This window comes from Erwinia aeris (assembly GCF_041224955.1).
Taxonomy (GTDB): Bacteria; Pseudomonadota; Gammaproteobacteria; order Enterobacterales; family Enterobacteriaceae; genus Erwinia; species Erwinia aeris.
In genome coordinates, this window is sequence record NZ_JBGFFX010000004.1 from 257,390 (window position 1) to 276,367 (window position 18,978).

Consider the following 18,978-nt stretch of genomic DNA (forward strand, 5'->3'; position numbering starts at 1 on the left):
TTAAAGCGCCTCCAGCCAGGCAGAACAAAACAGCCAGAGCACGATCAGCAGCAGGCTCAGCAGAATGAGTTGCAACGGCAGCATAAAATATGCCGGCCATCGTGGCGGCATGGTGTCCGGAGCCGCCTCCTCTGTTTCTGTCTGGCAGGCGGCGGCTGGCTGAGTGACAGACAGTGACAGCAGGGGAGCACTGTTCCTGCCGGTAAAGGCCGAAACAAGAAACAATTTCTGGGCGTAGGTGAAGATCTGGCCCTGGCCGTCGGCCAGCAGCGGTTCAAGCCTGTCGCCCAACGTCATTGGGCCGTCCGTATAGCCGTAAAAATAGTGCGTCAGCGCATAGCGGTCCCAGGCAATATTGTCGGCGCGAAGGCGTAACGCGACTCGCCGATCCAGATAGCAGCAGAGCGCGTGGCACAGCTCATCGCTAAGTTGTTCGCATTCACCTTCAGCAATCAGCGCTTTGCTGAACCGCTCAATAAGCGCGATCAGCATTAACTGCAATTCCGGCAGGGAAGGAATAATGCCGTCAAAAGAGAGCAGGGCATCAATGCAGATCAGGCGATGGTAGAGCGTTGTGCTTTTCACCAGGCTTTCTCCACAACCTTACTCCACCCGTCGCTATCGTCATAAGCGCTAAAACGTATCGCGGCGGGCGTGAACATGATCGGAAATGTCACGTCCAGATCGATTGCGATTTCTCCGCCGTCATGCCCGGCCAGGCATTCATTTATTTCCTCTCCCGACAGGATTTTTTTATAAAGCAGATCGTTGGCGTTGCTATAAACACCAATATGCAGGCAGGTGATATCAGCCAGCGGCGAGGTAAACTCTTCCTGCGTCAACCCAATAGTTTTTTGCTGATGGCTGCTTAATCTTTCCCGCCAGTTGCCATAGGGCGGTGGAAACCAGGCGACACGTTCCGTTCCCAGCACTTCTGGCAGCACGGCAAATTTGGTAAAGGAGATGCCCAGCGCGGCCTCGAACTCAGCCAGCGTGCGCCTGCTGCCCAGCCCATAGCGACCCATGTCGGCCGGTTCAGCCTGCTCCATACCCAGCAGGGTTCTGACTCTTTTTTTCGACAGGCTGTCTCTTTCGTGCCAGGCACGGTCTACGGAACCGGATTTTTTCGCCTCGTCATCATGATCGCCCCAAATTCGACTGGCCTCTTCCCTGCCGTAAAAATGCCACAGCACTATTTTATGCGGATGCCAGACGTCATAACCGTGGGTAAAGGCCCGGGCCGCCATCGCTATCTCTTCGCCCTCGAAGAAGATTTGCGGATCGTTCGGCACCTCCTTTACGAAACGGCCTTCGGCGAAAATAAAGCCGCCCGCCAGATAACTCCCTCTGACTGGCGCCGCTTGTTGAAAATCAACCGAAGTGAGCTGCACTATTTTTTCACTGGAAAAGCCTCTGAAAACCAGGCGAAATATCGCCTGGGTTTTTTCCTCTTCTTTGCCGGGTACATAGCCCGGCGGATAAGAGGAGAGCACCGGCTTTTCACTTTGCACCTTCAGCGCTTCCAGCATGGCAACCATTTCTCTGTCCCAGCCCTCTACAAAGCGGCAGTGGGAATCGATTTGCAACACATACTCTTCCTCGCGGTAAAGCGTTTCACACTGGTTTCTGGCCCAGCAGGCGCCTTTACTGAAGAAATAGTGCAGGGAAATCATCCGGATTTCCGTCTCCAGATAACGCCAGGTCAGGAGGTCATACTCTGCTGTTGATTCCGCCGCGCAGAGCGTCATGCCGGCCTGCTGAAAGCGCTGGCGGTCGCCCTCATCCTGCCAACAGACGGCCACGGCAAGCCTGTAGCATCCGGAGGCCTTCTCAATTAAATCCCGGAGCGTCGGGATCAGTTCCGGATCGCGATAGCTGGCGATGCTGATAAAAATGGCTGGTTTCCTTTCCATAGAGCCGCCTTGTGATTTGACGTTGATAAATCCCTTGATCGAACAGTGCTGCCAGAGTTGCCGGGCGCGGCTGGCTGCCGCAATCGGCAGGCTACGCTATTCTTTGTCGCTATCGAGCCTGTCGATAATTTCCGGCGGCAGCATTTTTACCAGCTGAGAAAAGCTTTTTCCCACCGTCTTCTCCGCATACTGAAGCAGCAGGATAGCCGGGCTGCCGGGTTCCATTCGGGTAAACCATAGCCGCAGCTCCTGTAGCCTGAGCAGCGCATCGGCGCGGCTGGCAATACCGGTCTGGCGGGGCGTAATCAGGGGGACGCTGACGGCTTCGTTTTCTGCCGCCGTTTCTGCCTGAACCGGCTGTTCTACCGTTTCTTCTGCGACAAAAGAAACGGCTGGCAACAGCGGCGAAACCGTAGCTTCCTGACTGATAAATAGCCGCAGAATGGCGCCTAACCGCGCAAAATCCGGCGCTTCATCGCCCAGCGAGGTTGTCAGGATGGCGCGGAGTTCCATCAGGCAGGCGTGCGCTTTTTGCAGTGAGAGGAGGGTTTGATCCTGACGGGCTTCCCATTCGAGTAGCAAAGCCGCCGCCGTCGCTTCGGGCAGCGCGCCCTCTTCACGCGGCGTAGCGTGCGCTTTTTCAAAATCTTTTATGGCAATTTGCAGACCTGCCGCTTTCGGCAGAGGCAGCTGACGAAAATCGGCAAGCAGCCCGTTGATATCATCCAGCTCGGACAGGGCGTTAGCCCGCATAACCGGATCGAACTCGCCTTCTTCCGTCAGCTGCGGATAAAGATCCGTGGGGAAAGTGGTCAGTAAGTCACGTAATATCAGTAGCCCTTCATGCAGCGCCGCCATGCCGATTTGCCTGATACGGCAGCGCATCAGCGCCACCACCAGCCGGATATCGCGGCTTCGTTGCAGCAGCGCCTGACAGTCGCGCTCAATCTCCGCCCAGTTCACCGGTTCGGCAGCCTCGACGAAGCTGCCGTACTCCGCGTCCAGCCTTGGCTGAAGCCTGGCCTGCAGCATAATAAAAGCGGCGTCATATTCCAGGTTTTCACCACAGGGCCGATCGCCGGGCACCGGCTGTAACAGATCCTGATAGTAATGATGCTTGTTGCTTTCCGTCACGATGTTGTCCTTTATATCGCGTCCAGGCGCTACGGGTGATAGCGCTCCGGCTCAAAGCTCATGCCGTAAACCGGCGTAACGTCCTCTTTTCTCTCCAGCCAGACGGCGTAGCCAAGCTGATGACTGCCGTCCAGCGTCGCCTGCGGCACCTCGCTGGCAGCCAGCACCAGCTGGACATCCCAGGCATATTCGAACCCCGTAAAATTGCGCACCCACTCCCGCAGTACGGGTAGATCCGATCCCCACGGGCTGAAGCGCATATAGTTATCCAGCGTTAAGGGGCCGAGCAGCAGCTTGAATTTGTGCTGCCTGTCCCGCACGGTATTGCCTAATATTGCGCCATCGCCCAGCAGCATGGCCGCATCGTTGCCCAGCACGGAGCAATCAGCGGGATCCAGAAAGATCCACTGGGTCACAAACTCTTCCAGCCGGGCTTTTATCTGGAAGTAATATTCGATGGCGCCCGCCAGTCCTTCCGGATTGCGCGCCTCGCGGATCAAATGGGCAGAAGAAGCCAGTCGGGCGTGGGTCGGCAGCGGTTTATCGTGTAGCTCGGCCAGATCCATGCCTGCCAGACTGGCAATATAAAAAGAGAACTGTTCCTCATTCGGTCTGTCCAGCGAGGCGGTATCCTGCGCGACAAACCAGGCGCGATAAAACAGCGACAGGGCGCGATGATGAAAAACATCGAGAAAGTCGGTCAGCGTATTGTCCTGGGCCTCCGTTCGCGAGTACGCCAGTTCGGAAAAATGCAGCGGCATCGCGCCCTGCGGGCCCCATACGCCGGGGCCAAAGAGTTTTATCCCGATGCGGCCATTCTCCAGGCCGAGAGAAGCGATTTCGCGCGGCGCAAAAATCAGAGAGGCTTTTTGGCCTATGCGGAACGTCTCCTGGCCAGGCAGCACCGCTGTACCGGGCACCGGCAGCGTCGGCGTTTTAGCCGTAATTGCGCGCATGATACTGATAAAACCGGCTTCCCAGGGCCGCTCGTTATTAAACCAGGCGGCCAGCATATCGACGGAGGAAGCGCGCATCAGAACGAGCCTCGTTTGCCGGGGCGGGCCTGCCAGCTGGCGATGACGCCCCTCTGCATCGAGTGCAGCTCCGTTTCGGTAAACACGTTGATAGCGGCGTGGCGAGAAAGGTAATTCTCCATCACCAGACCGAACAGGTAAGGACTGACGCCGGAAAAGCCTTCTTCATCTACCGTCAGCACGCAGCGCACGCCTCTGCCGTAAATCAACAGGCCGTCACCGGGAAGACGCCGGGTGACCGGAAACGTTTTACAGCCGATCAGGCTATCTACCTGAGTATTGGACTCGCGATCGGCATTGTGTAAAAACAGGCGCAGCATATTGCGCAGCGATTCCCCGCCCGGCCCGTGCTCCAGATCGGAGAGCGGCAGATAATTAAAGCTAAGCTGGCGGATCAAACGCCAGGCCGACTCCCCCAGCGCAAAAGGCTCGCGTGGCGCGCTGGGCTGGCAAACAAAGGCCGCGCCCAGAACAGGAACCGCGTCGGACAGGGTTAAATCAAAGCTGCCGCTTCTGGCAATCAGGCGTGGCAGATCCCGGTTGGTGACCATCGCTTCGACCGTAAGATAGCGAATATGGTCGGCATAGGGCGCTTCCTGCTGATCGACCAGCGAGACGAAGACCTCTGTTCCGGGATAAGGCGTGCGGGTGTCATATTTTCTCTTGCTCTCGCTTTTTACTCTGGCTTCGCGATTGAGCGAGAAGTAACGGCCAAAATTGCCATAGTCGCAGTGACGCGTTTGATAAAGCGGTTGAAACACCACTTCCTCGCTGCTTTCCGCCTGCTGGCCGCGCACCTTATGCACGGAAAAAACCTCGTAATCAAGGGGACGGCTGCGATCGGGAACCACATGGAAAGCGTTTAGCGCCCGGTTGACTTCGATCCTGTCCACCACTTTGGGAAACAGGTTAATCACCGGCGTACAAAACGGTAAAAACTTTGACGCGTTAACATGGCCAATCAGCTGCTGGGGAAGCCGATCCAGCAGCACTATCAGCTCGGCCTCGTTGCTGTGGTTGCGGGACAAACCGGCGGCCAGCTGGGTCAGCGTAAAAAAATAAAAGCGCTGACGACAGGCGAAATATTCATGGATCAGGTTATGTCCATGAAACATGTTCCAGGAGAGCGGCAGCAGCGTCTGATCGGGATGCAGCCCTTCAAAAGTCAGCGGGCGCTGGGCGATGACCACGTCTTCCGCTTTACTGTTGCCGGCCCGTACCAGCATAGCCACATTGCTGGTATGCAAAAGTTCAAAAAGATGGGAAACAATGCGCTCATCGCCGTCGATATAGAGCGGCAGCCGATCGAAGCCGGTCAGCTGCGAGAATACCCGTTCCCCCTGCGCACGCAATTTGATCCGCAGAGCGCCTTTCAGCCTGGCGTAAGGAATACGGTACTTTTCCAGATTGGGAATATCCGGCGGAACGGAAGTCAGGCGAGCCTCAACGATTTCTATTGGCCACAGCGTAACATCCTGACCGTTGCGAAACTCGCAGCGTGTATTTTCGCCAGGCAATATGCGGGTATAAAACGCACTGTTTTTGGGAACAAGATAGCCGTGGCCTAGCTCTCCTTCTTTCAGGTCAGGCGCAAGTTGAACCACGCCGATGGAGGGCGTGGGCGAATTATAATTAGGGTAGACGATGTCCAGAAGCCGCTGCGTAAACTTTGGGAACTCCGCATCCAGTTTTAAATGCGTACGTGCAGATAAAAAGCAAAATGCTTCAATCAGTCTTTCAACATAAGGATCGGCCGTTTCGATGCCTCTCATCCCCAGACGCCCGGCAATTTTGGGATGTTTTTCAGCAAACTCACGCGCTGACTCTTTCATAAAAGTGAGTTCCTGATTGTAATAATCGAGGAATTTATGATTCACAATTGCTCCCGTTATCCTTGTTTTTAAACGTAGGCTTTGTCTTTATTAATTTGGCCGTCTGAACAGGGTTTTTTAGTAAGCTAACTGTTATTTTTTGAAAAACAACAGGGTGTTATTAATTAATAAGCGCGTTAAATACACGCAGCGGTTTTTATGCTTTTTTCAGATTTTATAACATGTGAAAAAAACAGTCTCAATGCCATTGTGAGGAAATGCCAGGGATTTCACCGGGTCACCAGGTTATTTGACAGGAAAGATCTTTTTAAATAAGGGGTTATAATCGTAGCGGGTCTGTTATTCAGGAATAGCGTTCGGGCGGTATTCTTAATTTATTTTTACGGCGTGGACAAGGGTATTATATTTTGTTTTCCTTCCCCGGAAGACTCTGGTCTGTGTGATTTTATGCCTGTGAAAAATGTACCCGGAGGAATGATACGTGGCGATTACAAGGCAAAATTTATTCGGCAAGCTGGATGAGACATTATTCAGAACGATTGAAAGTGCAACCACGCTTTGTAAGCTGCGCGGCAACCCCTATGTTGAACTGGTGCATTGGCTAAATCAGATCTGGCAGCAGGAGCAAAATGATTTACGTCTGATAGCCCGCCATTTTGAGGTCGACGCGCAGGCGCTGGAACAGGGCTTCGCTCAGGCGCTGGCCCGATTGCCGGCAGGCGCCAGCACTATTTCGGACTTTTCATATCATATTGAACTCGCTATCGAACGCGCCTGGATTTATGCCAGCCTGGAATGTTTTGAAAGCCGTATTCGCAGCGGACATTTGCTGATCGCCATGTTGACCACCATGGAGCTGCGGCGCGCCCTGTTTGCTATCTCTTCCGCTTTTGAACGGATCTCTCTGGAACATTTGACCGCCGATTTCGGCTATATCACTCAGGCTTCCCCGGAAGTCAGCGAGGCGACGACGGAGGCCGGCGTCATGCCCGGCGAAATTAACGCGGCTATCGGCGGCCAGACAAAAAGCGGCGGGCTGGCGCAGTATGCCACCGATCTGACCGCGTTAGCGCGCGAAGGCAAAATCGACCCGGTAACGGGACGCGAGCATGAAATCAGCACCATGACCGATATCCTGCTGCGTCGCCGTCAGAACAACCCGCTGCTGACCGGCGAAGCTGGCGTCGGGAAAACGGCCGTCGTGGAGGGGCTGGCGCAGGCTATCGTGGCGGGTAATGTGCCGCCAGCGCTGGCAAAAGTCAGGCTGCTGGCGCTGGATGTCGTCGCCCTGGCCGCCGGCGCCAGCATGAAAGGCGAGTTTGAGGCGCGGCTTAAAGCCGTGCTGGATGAGGCTATCGCTTCGCCCCAGCCCGTTATCCTGTTTATCGATGAAGTTCATACGCTGATTGGCGCCGGGGGCAATGCCGGGACGGGCGACGCGGCTAACTTGTTGAAGCCTGCGCTGGCGCGGGGCCAGCTGCGCACTATTGGCGCCACGACCTGGAGCGAATTTAAACGCCATATTGAGAAGGATCCGGCGCTGACTCGGCGTTTTCAGGTACTGCAAATTGCAGAGCCGGATGAGGAAGCCGCCGTCGCTATGCTGCGGGGGCTGCTGCCGGTGCTGGAAAAGCATCACGGCGTCTGGATTATGGAAGAGGCTTTGCAGGCCGCCGTGCGGCTGTCGCACCGTTACATTCCGGCCCGGCAGCTGCCAGATAAGGCGATAGGCCTTCTTGATACGGCCTGCGCGCGCGTGGCCGTCGCGCAACATGCGGCGCCGGTCATGCTGCAACGTCTCCACTGTCGGACGGACGCCGCCCGCGCGGAGCTGGGCCTGGTTGAAAAGGCCAGCCGATTTGGCAAACTGCAGCCCAACAGCGGCGAACGCCTGAGACAGGAGATCGCCGAGCGGACCGAGGCCTCCCTTCAGCTGGAGCAGCGCTGGACGCGGGAAAAAGAGCTGGTCGCCGCCATCGTCGCGGTACGTGAAAAACTACAGGACGAGGCCTCTACGGCTGAGGAAGAGATGGTGCCGCTGCAAAATGAGCTGGCGGAGCTGGAAGCGCGCCTGCAGGCGGCCCGGAACGAGCAGCCGCTGGTGCAGGCGGAGGTCAATGCGGATGTCATCGGCGCGATAGTGGCCGACTGGACGGGGATCCCGGTCGGACAGATGTTAAAAGACGATCTTCGCGCCGTGCTGGAACTGCCGCAGCGGCTGGCCGGGCGCGTCATCGGCCAGGACTATGCGCTGCGTCAGGTCAGCGAAAGCATCCAGACGGCTCGCGCGGGGCTGGCGGATCCGCGTAAGCCGGTCGGCGTCTTTATGCTGGTTGGCCCGTCCGGCGTGGGGAAAACGGAAACCGCGCTGGCGATCGCCGGGCAGCTTTACGGCGGCGAGCAGAATCTGATCACCATCAATATGAGCGAGTATCAGGAGGCCCATACCGTTTCCTCGCTGAAGGGATCGCCACCGGGCTACGTGGGCTATGGCGAAGGCGGCGTGCTGACGGAAGCGGTACGTCGCAAGCCCTACAGCGTAGTGCTGCTGGATGAGATTGAGAAAGCGCATCCCGACGTGCATGAACTGTTTTTTCAGGTCTTCGACAAGGGCAGTATGGAAGATGGCGAAGGGCGGCAAATCGACTTTAAAAATACGGTGCTGCTGCTGACCAGCAACGTCGGCAGCGAAACGATCGCCAGCCTGTTTGCCGATGCAGAGACGGCACCCGATGCCGAAAGCGTCAGAAAAATGGTGCAGCCTGAACTACTGAAAGTTTTCCCGGCAGCCTTTTTAGGGCGCCTGGCCGTGGTGCCTTATCTGCCGCTTCAGGAAGCATCACTACAACGTATTGTCCGGCAGCAGCTTGACAGACTGGCTTTGCGTTTACGCGAACAGCATGGCGCTTCGCTGCATTATGGCGAAGATTTGGTGACGCATATTATCGGGCAGTGTCCCGTGGCTGAAACGGGCGCACGAATGCTGATCCGATTTATCGAGCAAAATATCGCGCCGGAAATAGCGCGCCAGATATTAAACAGCCAGGCATCACTAAGCGAACAATGTCTCTACATAACGGCAGGGGATAATATCGTTATCCGTTTTCAGCCGAAAGGGGAAGAAGAAAACGCGATAAATGATAAAACAGGCGAGAAGCGAGAAAATCCGGCAAGGCAGGACGGATTTTTAACGGGTAATAGCGCCGCATAACAGGCCGCTATTAATGTGAATAAAGGCTATTTTTAATAAAGCACGATGAAAGGGATATCATGATTTCAAGAAATGGCAGTGCTCAAAAATTTATCGCCAGAAACAGGGCGCCGCGCGTACAAATTGAATATGACGTGGAGATCTATGGCAGCGAGAAAAAAATAGAATTGCCCTTTGTTATGGGCGTATTAGCCGATCTGTCCGGGAAGGCGATTGAGCCTTTGCCGCCGGTTGCCGATCGCAAATTTCTCAGCATTGATATCGATAATTTCGACGAGCGAATGAAAGCCATGAAACCGCGCGTGGCTTTCGCCGTGCCCAATACCCTGACCGGGGAAGGGCAGCTGATGATCGATATGACGTTTGAAAGCATTCATGACTTTTCACCGGACGAAATCGCCAAAAAAGTGGATTCGCTTTCTCAGCTGCTGGATGCCCGCACCCAGCTGGCTAATCTGCAAACCTATATGGATGGCAAAGCCGGCGCGGAAAGTCTGCTGATGAAAGTGCTACAGGATAAATCGCTGCTGACCGCGCTGGCTTCCGCACCGAAACCAGTGAAAACAGACGGCAACCCATTAGGGAACGAATAAGGCGAGAGAGGGATATCATGTCGATGCAAGCTGAGAAAAAGAACCAGGCGACCAACGCAGGCTACAGCGATTTTAATACGCTGTTAAGCAAGGAGTTCAAACCGAAATCGGAGCAGGCGAAAACCGCCGTAGAGAGCGCGGTCAAAACGCTGGCCGAGCAGGCGCTGAGCAGCTCAGTCACCATGGCCGACGACGCCTATAAAAATATTGCCGCTTTTATTGCCGAGATCGATCGCAAGTTGTCCGAACAGATCAATTTGATCCTGCATCATCCACAGTTCCAGTCCCTGGAAAGCGCCTGGCGCGGACTGCATTATTTAGTCTACAACACCGAAACCGACGAAAAGCTGAAGCTGCGGTTTATGGATATTTCCAAAGATGAGCTGAGGCGCAATATGCGGCGCTTTAAAGGGATCGCCTGGGATCAAAGCCCGCTCTTTAAGCAGGTATATGAAGAGGAATATGGCCAGCTGGGGGGAGAACCTTACGGCTGCCTGGTCGCCGACTATTATTTCGATCACACCGCGCCAGACGTGGATCTGCTGGCCTCCATTGGCAAAATCGCCGCGTCTGCGCACGTGCCGTTTATTACCGGTGCGGCACCGTCCGTGCTGCAGATGGACTCCTGGCAGGAGCTGGCTAATCCGCGCGATCTGACCAAGATCTTTACCCAGAATCTGGAATATGCGGCGTGGAACTCGCTGCGGCAGTCGGAAGATTCACGCTATATCGGCCTGGCAATGCCGCGTTTTCTGTCGCGTTTGCCGTATGGCATTCATACCAATCCCGTCGACGACTTCAATTTTGAAGAAACCACCGACGGCGCCGATCACAGCAAGTACGCCTGGTCCAACGCGGCCTATGCGATGGCGGTCAATATCAACCGCTCGTTCAAACACTATGGCTGGTGCACGCTGATCCGAGGCGTGGAAAGCGGCGGCGTGGTCGAAGGCCTGCCGTGCCATACCTTTCCGACCGACGATGGCGGCATTGATATGAAATGCCCAACGGAGATCGCTATCTCCGATCGTCGCGAAGCGGAACTGGCTAAAAACGGCTTTATCCCGCTTATTCATCGTAAAAACACCGATTATGCCGCCTTTATCGGCGCGCAGTCGTTACAAAAACCGGCGGAATATTACGATCCGGACGCCACGGCAAACGCCAACCTTTCCGCGCGGCTGCCTTACATGTTTGCCTGTTCTCGCTTTGCCCACTATCTGAAGTGCATCGTGCGCGACAAAATCGGTACATTTAAAGAACGCGATGAAATGCAGAAATGGCTGAACGACTGGATAATGAATTATGTCGACGGCGACCCGGTTAATTCCACTTTTGAAACCAAAGCGCGTCGTCCGCTGGCCGCAGCGGAAGTGGTGGTTGAGGATGTGGAAGGCAATCCAGGCTATTACCAGGCGAAATTTTTCCTGCGTCCGCATTTCCAGCTGGAAGGCCTGACCGTTTCGCTGCGTATGGTAGCGAAATTACCGTCGTTGAAAGGCGCAGCATAACGATCGCAGATTTTAATATTGTTAACAGCAGCATTGTTCGCAAGGCTGCTTTAACTACATACGCTGCGCGCAGGCGTAGCGATTTTAATAGTGCTGAATAAGGGAATGATCATGGCACAAGATATGTTTATTAAGATCGACGGCATTGAAGGTGAATCGCTGGATGCCGCACATACCAATGAAATTGAGGTACTGGAATGGCATTGGGATGTTTCACAGCATTCCAATATGCACAGCGGATCCGGCGGCGGCTCAGGCAAGGCAAGCGTGGCCGATTTCTGCTTTACCCATTACACCGATAAGGCCAGCCCTAATTTATTAAGCCACTGTCTGACGGGCAAGCATATTAAAAACATTGTCTTCGTGGTGCGTAAAGCGGGCGGCAATCCGCTGGAATATTTAACCATTAACTTTACCGACACCATTATTACCCGTGTCGATATGTCAGGATCTTCAGAGGATGAAACCCGTCCTCGTGAGCTGGTTAAATTCTCCTTCACTAAAGTGACGCAGGATTACGTCATGCAGAACTCTGAAGGCAGCAAGTCTGGCGTTATCTCCGCAAGCTATGACGTCAAAGCGAACCTGAGCAGCTAATACGTTAAGCGATACAAAAGCTTGTCATCCCTGGGTGACAAGCTTTTCGGCCTGGCTTCGGGATTTTAAGGTGATATTTACCATGCAGTTAATCAACATAGCCCGATTCATTAGTCGTTTGCTTATTATTCTGGCGGTTTTAACGTCAGCGGGCTGCCGTTCCCCTTTCAGCGACTCTCCCAGGCCGGAGTTAACTATCAGGCTGGAAGCGTCAAAAGAAATTAATCCCAATGAAAAGGGAGAGCCTGCGCCGCTGGATATTACTTTTTATCTTTTAAAATCGTTGGATAACTTTGAAAACAGCGATTTCTTTACGCTTACCGATGGCGCGGACCCGGCTTTACAGGCGGAGGCGAAAAAAGTCTATGAAGGCATATTACAACCTGGCGAAAACAGAATAATCAGCCTGACGCCGGAAAAGGATACCGTTGCATTAGGCATCGTCGCCGCCTATCGGGATATCGACCGCGCGGGATGGAGTGAAACGTGGGAGCTTTATAAAAAAAATAAAAAACGATCCTGGTGGCGAAAAGTGTTGCCCGGAGAAGCGGTCGTGCTGACGGTACATTTTGATGCCTTAGCCATCGCGCTTGATAAAAGGGAATAGCCAGTGAGAACAAATAAAGTTATCTGGAGCGAAGGACTGTTTTTACGTCCGCAGCTGTTTCAGCAGCAGGAACGCTATTTTGAATATTACGCCCACAAGCGAGCGGCAACGATATCGCCTTTTTTTTGGGGGTTTGCGCAATACGATATCGATCTGGAGGCGCTCTCTTACGGCAAACTGGTGCTGCGCGCCGGGCGCGGCGTGCTGCCGGACGGCACGCCTTTTGATATACCAGGCCATGCCGAACTGCCTGAACCGCTGACCATTACGCCGGATCATCTGGGGCAGCTGATTTTCCTGGCCGTGCCGCTGCGGCTGGATAACAGCGACGAAACCATCTTCGATCTCAGCGACAGCGGTTCGCTGGCGCGCTTCGCCGCTTTTGAAACGGAGCTGAGCGATACCAATGCGATCCGTCAGGGGCCAAAACCTGTCCAGCTGGCAAGGCTGCGCCTGAATCTGGTTTCTGAAAACGAAATGACGGAATCCTGGATTGGTCTGCCGCTGACCCGCATCAGGGCCATTCAGCCCGATGGCAGCGTGCTGCTGCATACCGAAGACTATATTCCGCCGGTCACCGGCTATGCGGCCAGCACACTGTTAGCCGAATGGCTGACGCATCTTAACGGTCTGGTCAGGATGCGCGCCGATATGTTGGCGGGCCGACTGGCTAATAGCGACGGCAAAGCCAGCGCCAGCGCCGAAGTGGTCGACTATCTGCTGCTGCAAATTTTCAATAAATATGAGCCGGTGTTGGATCATCTGCGGCACGTGCCCGAGCTGCCGCCAATTGTGCTTTATCAGGAGCTGGCGAAATTCTCGGGCGAGCTGTCGACCTTTATCCGTACGCAGACGCGACGGCCGGTGAGCGCGCCGGGCTACGATCACGCCAGGCTTTATCCTTCTGTTCGTCCGCTGGTTGAAGAGCTGCATTATTTGCTGAATCAGATTTTGATCCGTGCCGGTCAAATGATCGACCTCCATGCGAAAGGCAATGGCGTCTGGACGGCCGCCATGCTGCCGGGCGAGCTGCGCGAGTTTTCTAATCTGGTGCTGGCCGTACACGCTCAGCTGCCGATGGACGTACTGCAACAGCAGTTTTCGGCGCAGGCGAAAATCAGCGCGCCGCAGCAGCTGCATGAGCTGGTTCGTTCACACCTGCCGGGGCTGGTGTTACAGGCGCTGCCGGTGCCGCCGCGTCAGATCCCTTATCACGCCGGCTATGTCTATTTCGACCTGCTGCAAAGCGGGCCGTTCTGGGACAAAATTGCCGCAACCGGCGCGCTGGCGTTACATATTGCAGGTGATTTCCCTGACCTGAATATGGAGCTTTGGGGAGTCAGAAGCTGATGCGCGACGAGAGCCAATCTGCCGCGCCGGATGCCGCGCCCGAAGAAACGTTGACGCCGCAGGCGCTGGGCAAGTTTCTGCTGGATGACGATCCGGGAAACCCAGGAACGCCGGAACGAGGCGATCCTGATGCGTTTATCCAGGGCTGGTCCAGCCAGAAAAGTGAGGTTTTGCTGCAAAGCGAAGGCGTACAGCTGCGGGTGCAAAAGGTAAGGGCGGCTGAAAATCCGCTGCTCGAAGCCGCCCAGCCACTGCTGCGCGCGCTTAGCGAGATGCCGGAAACCATCCCGTATCCCGAACATGTCGAGCTGCTGAAACAAAGCCTGAAACACGACATCAATCTGTTTAGCGTGGTATGTGACGAGGTCAATATCGCCTGGAAAAAGATGGCTATCGTTCGCTATTGCCTTTGTACCGCGCTGGATGAAGCGGCACATACCACAACGTGGGGAATGCAGACCGGCTGGTCGCAAAGCAACATCCTTAACCATTTCGAAGGCGACAACGACGGCGGCAACAAATTTTTCCTGCTGGTTGGCCGTCTTTCTATAGATCCCCACGAGTACGGAGACGTGCTTGAAGTGCTGCTGCGTATCCTCGGGCTGGGTTTTGAGGGCCGCTACAGCATTCTGGAAGATGGCGACCGACAGCTGATGAAAATCCGTCAGCGGCTTCTGACCCTTATTCAAAGCACGCGCGACTCGCTCTCGCCAGCGCTGTCGCCGCATGGCGCGGCCATACGCGGCCAGAAAAAATCTAAAAGGCGCATTGTGCCCGTGCGCGTCACGCTGCTGCTGAGCTGTCTGCTGGTCGGTAGCCTGTGGATTTGGTGCAAATACTGGCTGGGTACGCATCAGATAGCGCTTCAGCAGCGGATCCACGCAATGCAGCAGCTGAAGATAAGCCGCCCCGTAGCGGCAATGAAGCTACGGCTGGCTATTTTGCTGAAAGAAGAGATCAGGCAGGGGCTGGTCAGCGTTGACGAAACGCAAAGTCAGAGCAAGGTCGTTTTTCGTGGCGATTCCGTGTTCCTTTCAGGATCGGACAAAGTCATCGCCGATATGGAGCCTATTATCAAACGCGTCGCGAAGGAAGTTCATCGCGTGAATGGCAGGGTAGTGATCGTAGGGCATACGGACGCCACGCCCATCAGGACAAAAGCTTTTCCCAATAATCAGGTGCTGTCGGAAAAACGCGCGACGGACGTGGCGCGCTATTTTCTTACCGAAGGGATAGCGCCTGACAAAATCCGCATTCAGGGCGCCGGAGAGAGTCAGCCCGTCAGCAGTAATAACCATGCACAAGGACGTGCGCAGAACCGGCGCGTGGAATTTTTTGTGACCTATTAATGAGTTAGCCATGTTTAATCTGAACAGGATGTTCTCGCTTCGCGTTTTTAAAGTAGTGATGGTCATAGCCTTTTTTATGCTGATTATCGCTGCGGTTTGGTTTCTCGGCCCTTTACTGGGCTTTGGCGACACGCGTCCGCTGGCAGGCGTTGAGGCGCGCGTGATTTATGTTGTTCTGGCGCTGCTTTGTCTGATTGGGCTGTGGTTTAACGTACCGTCGTTTCTTCTGCTGGCCGCAACGGCCTGCGTTGTCGTCTGGACGATTGGGCCTTACCTGCTGATCGGTGAAAGCTATCCGCTAAGCGGTATCGCCACCAGGGCCAGCCTGATTGGCGCTATCCTGCTGGTCACGCTGCTGTATGGCGGCTGGAAGCTGCTGCTGGCGCTGAAAAACAATCCTAAGCTGCTTGACGCTTTTTTCGGCAGCAAAGAGGTTAAAAGCGATGGCGACGTCAGCGAGGTTAATGCGGCTATCCGTGATGCAGCGGCATATATAAGACAGCTGCGTAAAAACGGTACCTGGCTTAAGCGGTTTTTTTCATTTGGAAAAATGCACGGCGAGCTTCCCTGGTACATGACTATCGGGACGCAGGGCGCGGGAAAAACCACGGCGATCTTATCGTCGGGCCAGCATTTCCCGCTGCCGGAACAGCTGAGCAGGGTCTGCAAAGAGAGCGCGCCTACCCGTAACTGTGAGTGCTGGTTTGCGAATGACGCGCTGTTTATCGACACGGCCGGAAAATATCTTGATTCGTCGGACGAGCAGCCGGAGTGGGACGGTATTATCAAGGCCATTAAAAAATATCGTCCGATAGAGGCGATTAACGGCGTGATTGTGGCGATCGGCGTGACCGACGTAATGGGTAAAAATAAAACGGAGCTCTACGATCTGGCCGCGAAAGTTCGCGCCAGGCTGGAGGCGATGCGCAGCAGACTGGGGGTACGCTTTCCGGTTTATATGCTGATTACCAAACTGGATCGGCTGATGGGGTTCGCCGAATATTTCCGCAGCCTGACCGAGCAGGAGCGCGAGCAGGTATGGGGCGTGACTTTCCCCTGGGGGGAAGAGGTGAAAACCGGCATTGGCGATCTGCGCGAACGGGTCGGAGCGGAATTTGCGCTGCTGGAAAATCGTCTGGAAAAGGCAATGACGGTGCGCCAACAGGAGGAATACAGCAATACGGACAGAAAGCGCATGTACGTGCTGCCGCAGGATTTCCGCATGCTGCTGGACAGCGTAACGGAAGTGGCGCAGACGATTTTCTTCGCCTCACGCTATGATGAAAATCAGGGCTATACCTCGCTGCGCGGTATCTACTTTGTCAGCAGCCACCAGCCTGAGGATACCGTTATGGTCAATAACGGGACGCTGATGCAGAAGTGGCGCAACTATATTGCTAACCGACAGACGGTGCCGTTGGCTGATCCAGCTTCGCTGACTGGTGAGAGCGAGGCTCTGGTCAGGGATGTTGCCTGGGGCAGGCACTATTTTCTGAAATCCCTGTTTTCCGACATCATCCTGAAAGATGGCGATCTGGTGCGGCGCAATTTACGGGTAGAGTCAAAATATCGCTTCCAGAACTTCTTTGGTCATATGCTTTGCATCGCGGCCTGCTGCTGGTTACTGAGCGGGATCTACCACAGCTATCATCATAACGGCGGCTACCTTGTCGCGGCCGGGGAAAAAGCGACCAGGCTGGAAGCAGAGGTCAAAAGCTATCAACAGGCGGCGGATCCCGGCAAGCTGCCGCTGCTGCTGAATCTGGCGCACTATCTGCCTGAATTTAACGGCCTTGACGTGTTGCATCCCGATCTTCCTTTCCGCTATGGCCTTTATGTCGGCAAGCGTTTAACCCACGATGCCGACGGCCTTTACCACTATTTTCTGCAGCGGCTGCTGTTTCCGCAAATCGAACAACAGGCGCATGAGGCTTTGCAGAGCGCCGTTTATGAACGCGATCCTGCGACAATTTACAACGCGCTTAAACGTTATCTGATGCTGGCAGGACAGGGCCAGTTCGAACGGGCATGGCTGGTCAGCGAGATTGCCCGGCAGTGGGACAATGCTGGAAAGCTCCAGCCTTATGAAGAAAGGAGCCTGTTTATCGCCCATCTTGAGGCGTTATTCAGCCGCCCGGACTGGCGGCAGTATGGCCAGCAACCGGATAAAAACCTGGTGGCGGAAGCGCGCGAAATACTTAATCGCAACACGCCGGTTAATCGACTTTATTCACGCGTGATAGCGCAGATGCAGGCGGAAGCGCCGGAGAATCTGACCTTAAGCAAAATGACCGATGAGGACGCCGGTCAGATTTTTACCCTTACCGATGAGGCGCTGGCGGAAAAAGGGATGCCTGGACTGTTTACCTGGGAAGGCTATCACCACGTATTTAAAAAAAAGCTGGGCGACAGCGTGCGGGCGTTACAGGCTGAAGATAGCTGGGTAATGGGCAATAGCGAGGCGCAAAGCGCCCTGAAAGCGCTGAAGGTGGACAGAGGATCGGGCATTGTCGATCCGACGCGCGAAGCCCTGATGACGCTTTATCTGAAGGAGTATACGCGGCGATGGCAGGCTTTTTTGCAAAGCATCCGGCTGAAAAGCGAGGTTGCAGGCCAGAACAATACCGGGCTTTCTTTTGATATCTACATGCTGCGCACGCTGGTTTCTACCCACTCGCCGCTGGTAAATCTGGCGAGGCGCGCCGTCAGGGAAACCACGCTTGCCGTGGATCAGCAGGATAACCTGCTAAAAAACCAGCGTGTCAGCAGCTCAGGATTATCCAACAGTCGACTGGTGGATGCCGCCTCAAAGCTTAATCTGGCGCTGGCCGCTCAGGAGAAAAAAGCGCTGCGTCAGGGAGTGGATAACTATTTTGTGCCGCTGCGTGAATTCGTGGGCGGCGGCGAAAAAGGCATGGGCGCGGCTTCCGGCACTAAGCTGCACCAGATTATGGGCGTGCTGAACGATCAGTACACGCTGCTGGTCATCTCCGACAGCGCGATCAAAAACGGCAATCTGCCGTCGGTGTCCGACGCAGGACAGCGGCTGAGCGCGGAGTCCGCCGTCTGGCCCGACCCTTTTAAATATATTATCGCGCCGCTGCTGAACGGCGCTTACCGGCGGGTCAATCATCAGATCGTCTACAGCAGCAATAAAACCATCGCCTCAGGGCCGGGCGAAGTGTGCCGCAACACTTTGCAGGGCCGCTATCCTTTTGCGGATAACAGTGAGGAAGTCAGCCTGCGTGACTTTGAGCGCTTTTTCGCCACGGGCGGCGTGCTGGATGACTATTTTCAAAAAAAACTGGCCGACAAAGTTGATACGGCAGCAAGGCCCTGGCGCTATCGCGGCGATATTAATAGCCAGGATTCAGACGCGCTGGATGTTTTTGAGCAGGCCGCTGCGATCCGCAGTGCCTTCTTCCAGAACGGCGGCCGCACGCCGGGTATCGATTTCTCCGTTTCCATTCCCTACCTGGATCCTTCGGTTACCCAGCTTAACCTCAACTTTGACGGCAGCGTAATGGGGTATTCGCACGGCCCGGTTACGCCAAAACTTTTTCACTGGCCGGGCGCGCGTGCGGAATCCGTCGTCAATATGAGCACCAAGCCGCGCATTCTGGGGCAGGAAAACGGCCTGACCTTCACCGGTCCCTGGGCGCTGATGCGCTGGCTGGATACCGTCAACGATATTGGGACTTCGCCTGGCGGCCAGCCGGTGCTGCTGTTTAATCTGCATCAGCGGCCCGTCAAAATCGAGGTCACCGGCCTGACCTGGAACGATGAGCTTATCGTGGATTTACTGAAAAATTTTAACTGTCCCGGCGCATTTTAAGCCGTGGGGCAC

Annotated in this window: 13 protein-coding genes; 8 read left to right on the plus strand and 5 right to left on the minus strand. The window is 55.0% G+C overall.

The window, feature by feature from the left end; genetic code table 11:
* From AB6T85_RS09660 to tssF, 5 genes are all read right to left on the minus strand, one after another.
* Nucleotides 1-585, minus strand: a complete 585-nt coding sequence (locus AB6T85_RS09660) for a DotU family type IV/VI secretion system protein (protein WP_301730624.1) — start codon at nucleotides 583-585, stop codon at nucleotides 1-3.
* Nucleotides 582-1,913 (minus strand): GlcNAc-transferase family protein, encoded by a 1,332-nt coding sequence (locus AB6T85_RS09665; protein ID WP_301730625.1) that lies wholly within the window; start codon nucleotides 1,911-1,913, stop codon nucleotides 582-584. Before AB6T85_RS09665 ends, AB6T85_RS09660 begins: the two co-directional genes overlap by 4 nt.
* 96 nt (nucleotides 1,914-2,009) lie before the next feature.
* Complete coding sequence (locus tag AB6T85_RS09670) at nucleotides 2,010-3,047, minus strand: type VI secretion system protein TssA (protein ID WP_301730626.1); 1,038 nt, start codon at nucleotides 3,045-3,047, stop codon at nucleotides 2,010-2,012.
* A 29-nt stretch (nucleotides 3,048-3,076) separates the two neighbouring features.
* On the minus strand, nucleotides 3,077-4,081 hold the full coding sequence (gene tssG, locus AB6T85_RS09675) for a type VI secretion system baseplate subunit TssG (RefSeq protein WP_253456375.1): 1,005 nt from the start codon (nucleotides 4,079-4,081) through the stop codon (nucleotides 3,077-3,079).
* On the minus strand, nucleotides 4,081-5,958 hold the full coding sequence (tssF, locus tag AB6T85_RS09680) for a type VI secretion system baseplate subunit TssF (protein ID WP_301730628.1): 1,878 nt from the start codon (nucleotides 5,956-5,958) through the stop codon (nucleotides 4,081-4,083). Before tssF ends, tssG begins: the two co-directional genes overlap by 1 nt.
* Nucleotides 5,959-6,394: 436 nt before the next feature.
* Between tssF and tssH the strand changes: the two genes are divergently transcribed.
* The 8 genes from tssH to tssM all read left to right on the plus strand — a co-directional run bounded on the left by tssH (nucleotide 6,395) and on the right by tssM (nucleotide 18,966).
* Nucleotides 6,395-9,124 (plus strand): type VI secretion system ATPase TssH, encoded by a 2,730-nt coding sequence (gene tssH, locus AB6T85_RS09685; protein WP_502092353.1) that lies wholly within the window; start codon nucleotides 6,395-6,397, stop codon nucleotides 9,122-9,124.
* Between the two features lie 59 nt (nucleotides 9,125-9,183).
* Nucleotides 9,184-9,717 (plus strand): type VI secretion system contractile sheath small subunit, encoded by a 534-nt coding sequence (gene tssB / locus AB6T85_RS09690; RefSeq protein ID WP_253456366.1) that lies wholly within the window; start codon nucleotides 9,184-9,186, stop codon nucleotides 9,715-9,717.
* Nucleotides 9,718-9,740: 23 nt separating this feature from the next.
* Nucleotides 9,741-11,228, plus strand: a complete 1,488-nt coding sequence (gene tssC / locus AB6T85_RS09695) for a type VI secretion system contractile sheath large subunit (protein WP_369895430.1) — start codon at nucleotides 9,741-9,743, stop codon at nucleotides 11,226-11,228.
* Nucleotides 11,229-11,339: 111 nt separating this feature from the next.
* Nucleotides 11,340-11,825 carry an Hcp family type VI secretion system effector gene (locus AB6T85_RS09700; RefSeq protein ID WP_253456364.1) on the plus strand — a complete coding sequence of 162 codons (486 nt, stop codon included), beginning with the start codon at nucleotides 11,340-11,342 and terminating at the stop codon, nucleotides 11,823-11,825.
* A gap of 82 nt (nucleotides 11,826-11,907) precedes the next feature.
* Nucleotides 11,908-12,432: a type VI secretion system lipoprotein TssJ gene (tssJ, locus tag AB6T85_RS09705; protein ID WP_301730629.1), complete on the plus strand. Its 525-nt coding sequence runs from the start codon at nucleotides 11,908-11,910 to the stop codon at nucleotides 12,430-12,432.
* A gap of 3 nt (nucleotides 12,433-12,435) precedes the next feature.
* The gene (gene tssK, locus AB6T85_RS09710) at nucleotides 12,436-13,782 is read left to right on the plus strand and encodes a type VI secretion system baseplate subunit TssK (RefSeq protein WP_253456357.1); all 1,347 of its coding nucleotides are present in this window, start codon (nucleotides 12,436-12,438) and stop codon (nucleotides 13,780-13,782) included.
* Nucleotides 13,782-15,131 (plus strand): type VI secretion system protein TssL, long form, encoded by a 1,350-nt coding sequence (gene tssL / locus AB6T85_RS09715; RefSeq protein WP_301252822.1) that lies wholly within the window; start codon nucleotides 13,782-13,784, stop codon nucleotides 15,129-15,131. The genes tssK and tssL overlap by 1 nt, the downstream gene beginning before the upstream one ends.
* Before the next feature lie 10 nt (nucleotides 15,132-15,141).
* Nucleotides 15,142-18,966, plus strand: a complete 3,825-nt coding sequence (gene tssM / locus AB6T85_RS09720) for a type VI secretion system membrane subunit TssM (protein ID WP_369895413.1) — start codon at nucleotides 15,142-15,144, stop codon at nucleotides 18,964-18,966.
* The last annotated feature ends 12 nt before the right edge of the window (nucleotides 18,967-18,978 follow it).

Bases quoted from the DNA above. Each gene is read 5' to 3' on its own strand.
- AB6T85_RS09665 (WP_301730625.1), bottom strand. From the start codon at position 1,913: ATGGAAAGGAAACCAGCCATTTTTATCAGCATCGCCAGCTATCGCGAT.
- tssG (WP_253456375.1), bottom strand. From the start codon at position 4,081: ATGCGCGCTTCCTCCGTCGATATGCTGGCCGCCTGGTTTAATAACGAG.
- tssB (WP_253456366.1), top strand. From the start codon at position 9,184: ATGATTTCAAGAAATGGCAGTGCTCAAAAATTTATCGCCAGAAACAGG.
- tssC (WP_369895430.1), top strand. From the start codon at position 9,741: ATGCAAGCTGAGAAAAAGAACCAGGCGACCAACGCAGGCTACAGCGAT.
- AB6T85_RS09700 (WP_253456364.1), top strand. From the start codon at position 11,340: ATGGCACAAGATATGTTTATTAAGATCGACGGCATTGAAGGTGAATCG.
- tssJ (WP_301730629.1), top strand. From the start codon at position 11,908: ATGCAGTTAATCAACATAGCCCGATTCATTAGTCGTTTGCTTATTATT.
- tssL (WP_301252822.1), top strand. From the start codon at position 13,782: ATGCGCGACGAGAGCCAATCTGCCGCGCCGGATGCCGCGCCCGAAGAA.
- tssM (WP_369895413.1), top strand. From the start codon at position 15,142: ATGTTTAATCTGAACAGGATGTTCTCGCTTCGCGTTTTTAAAGTAGTG.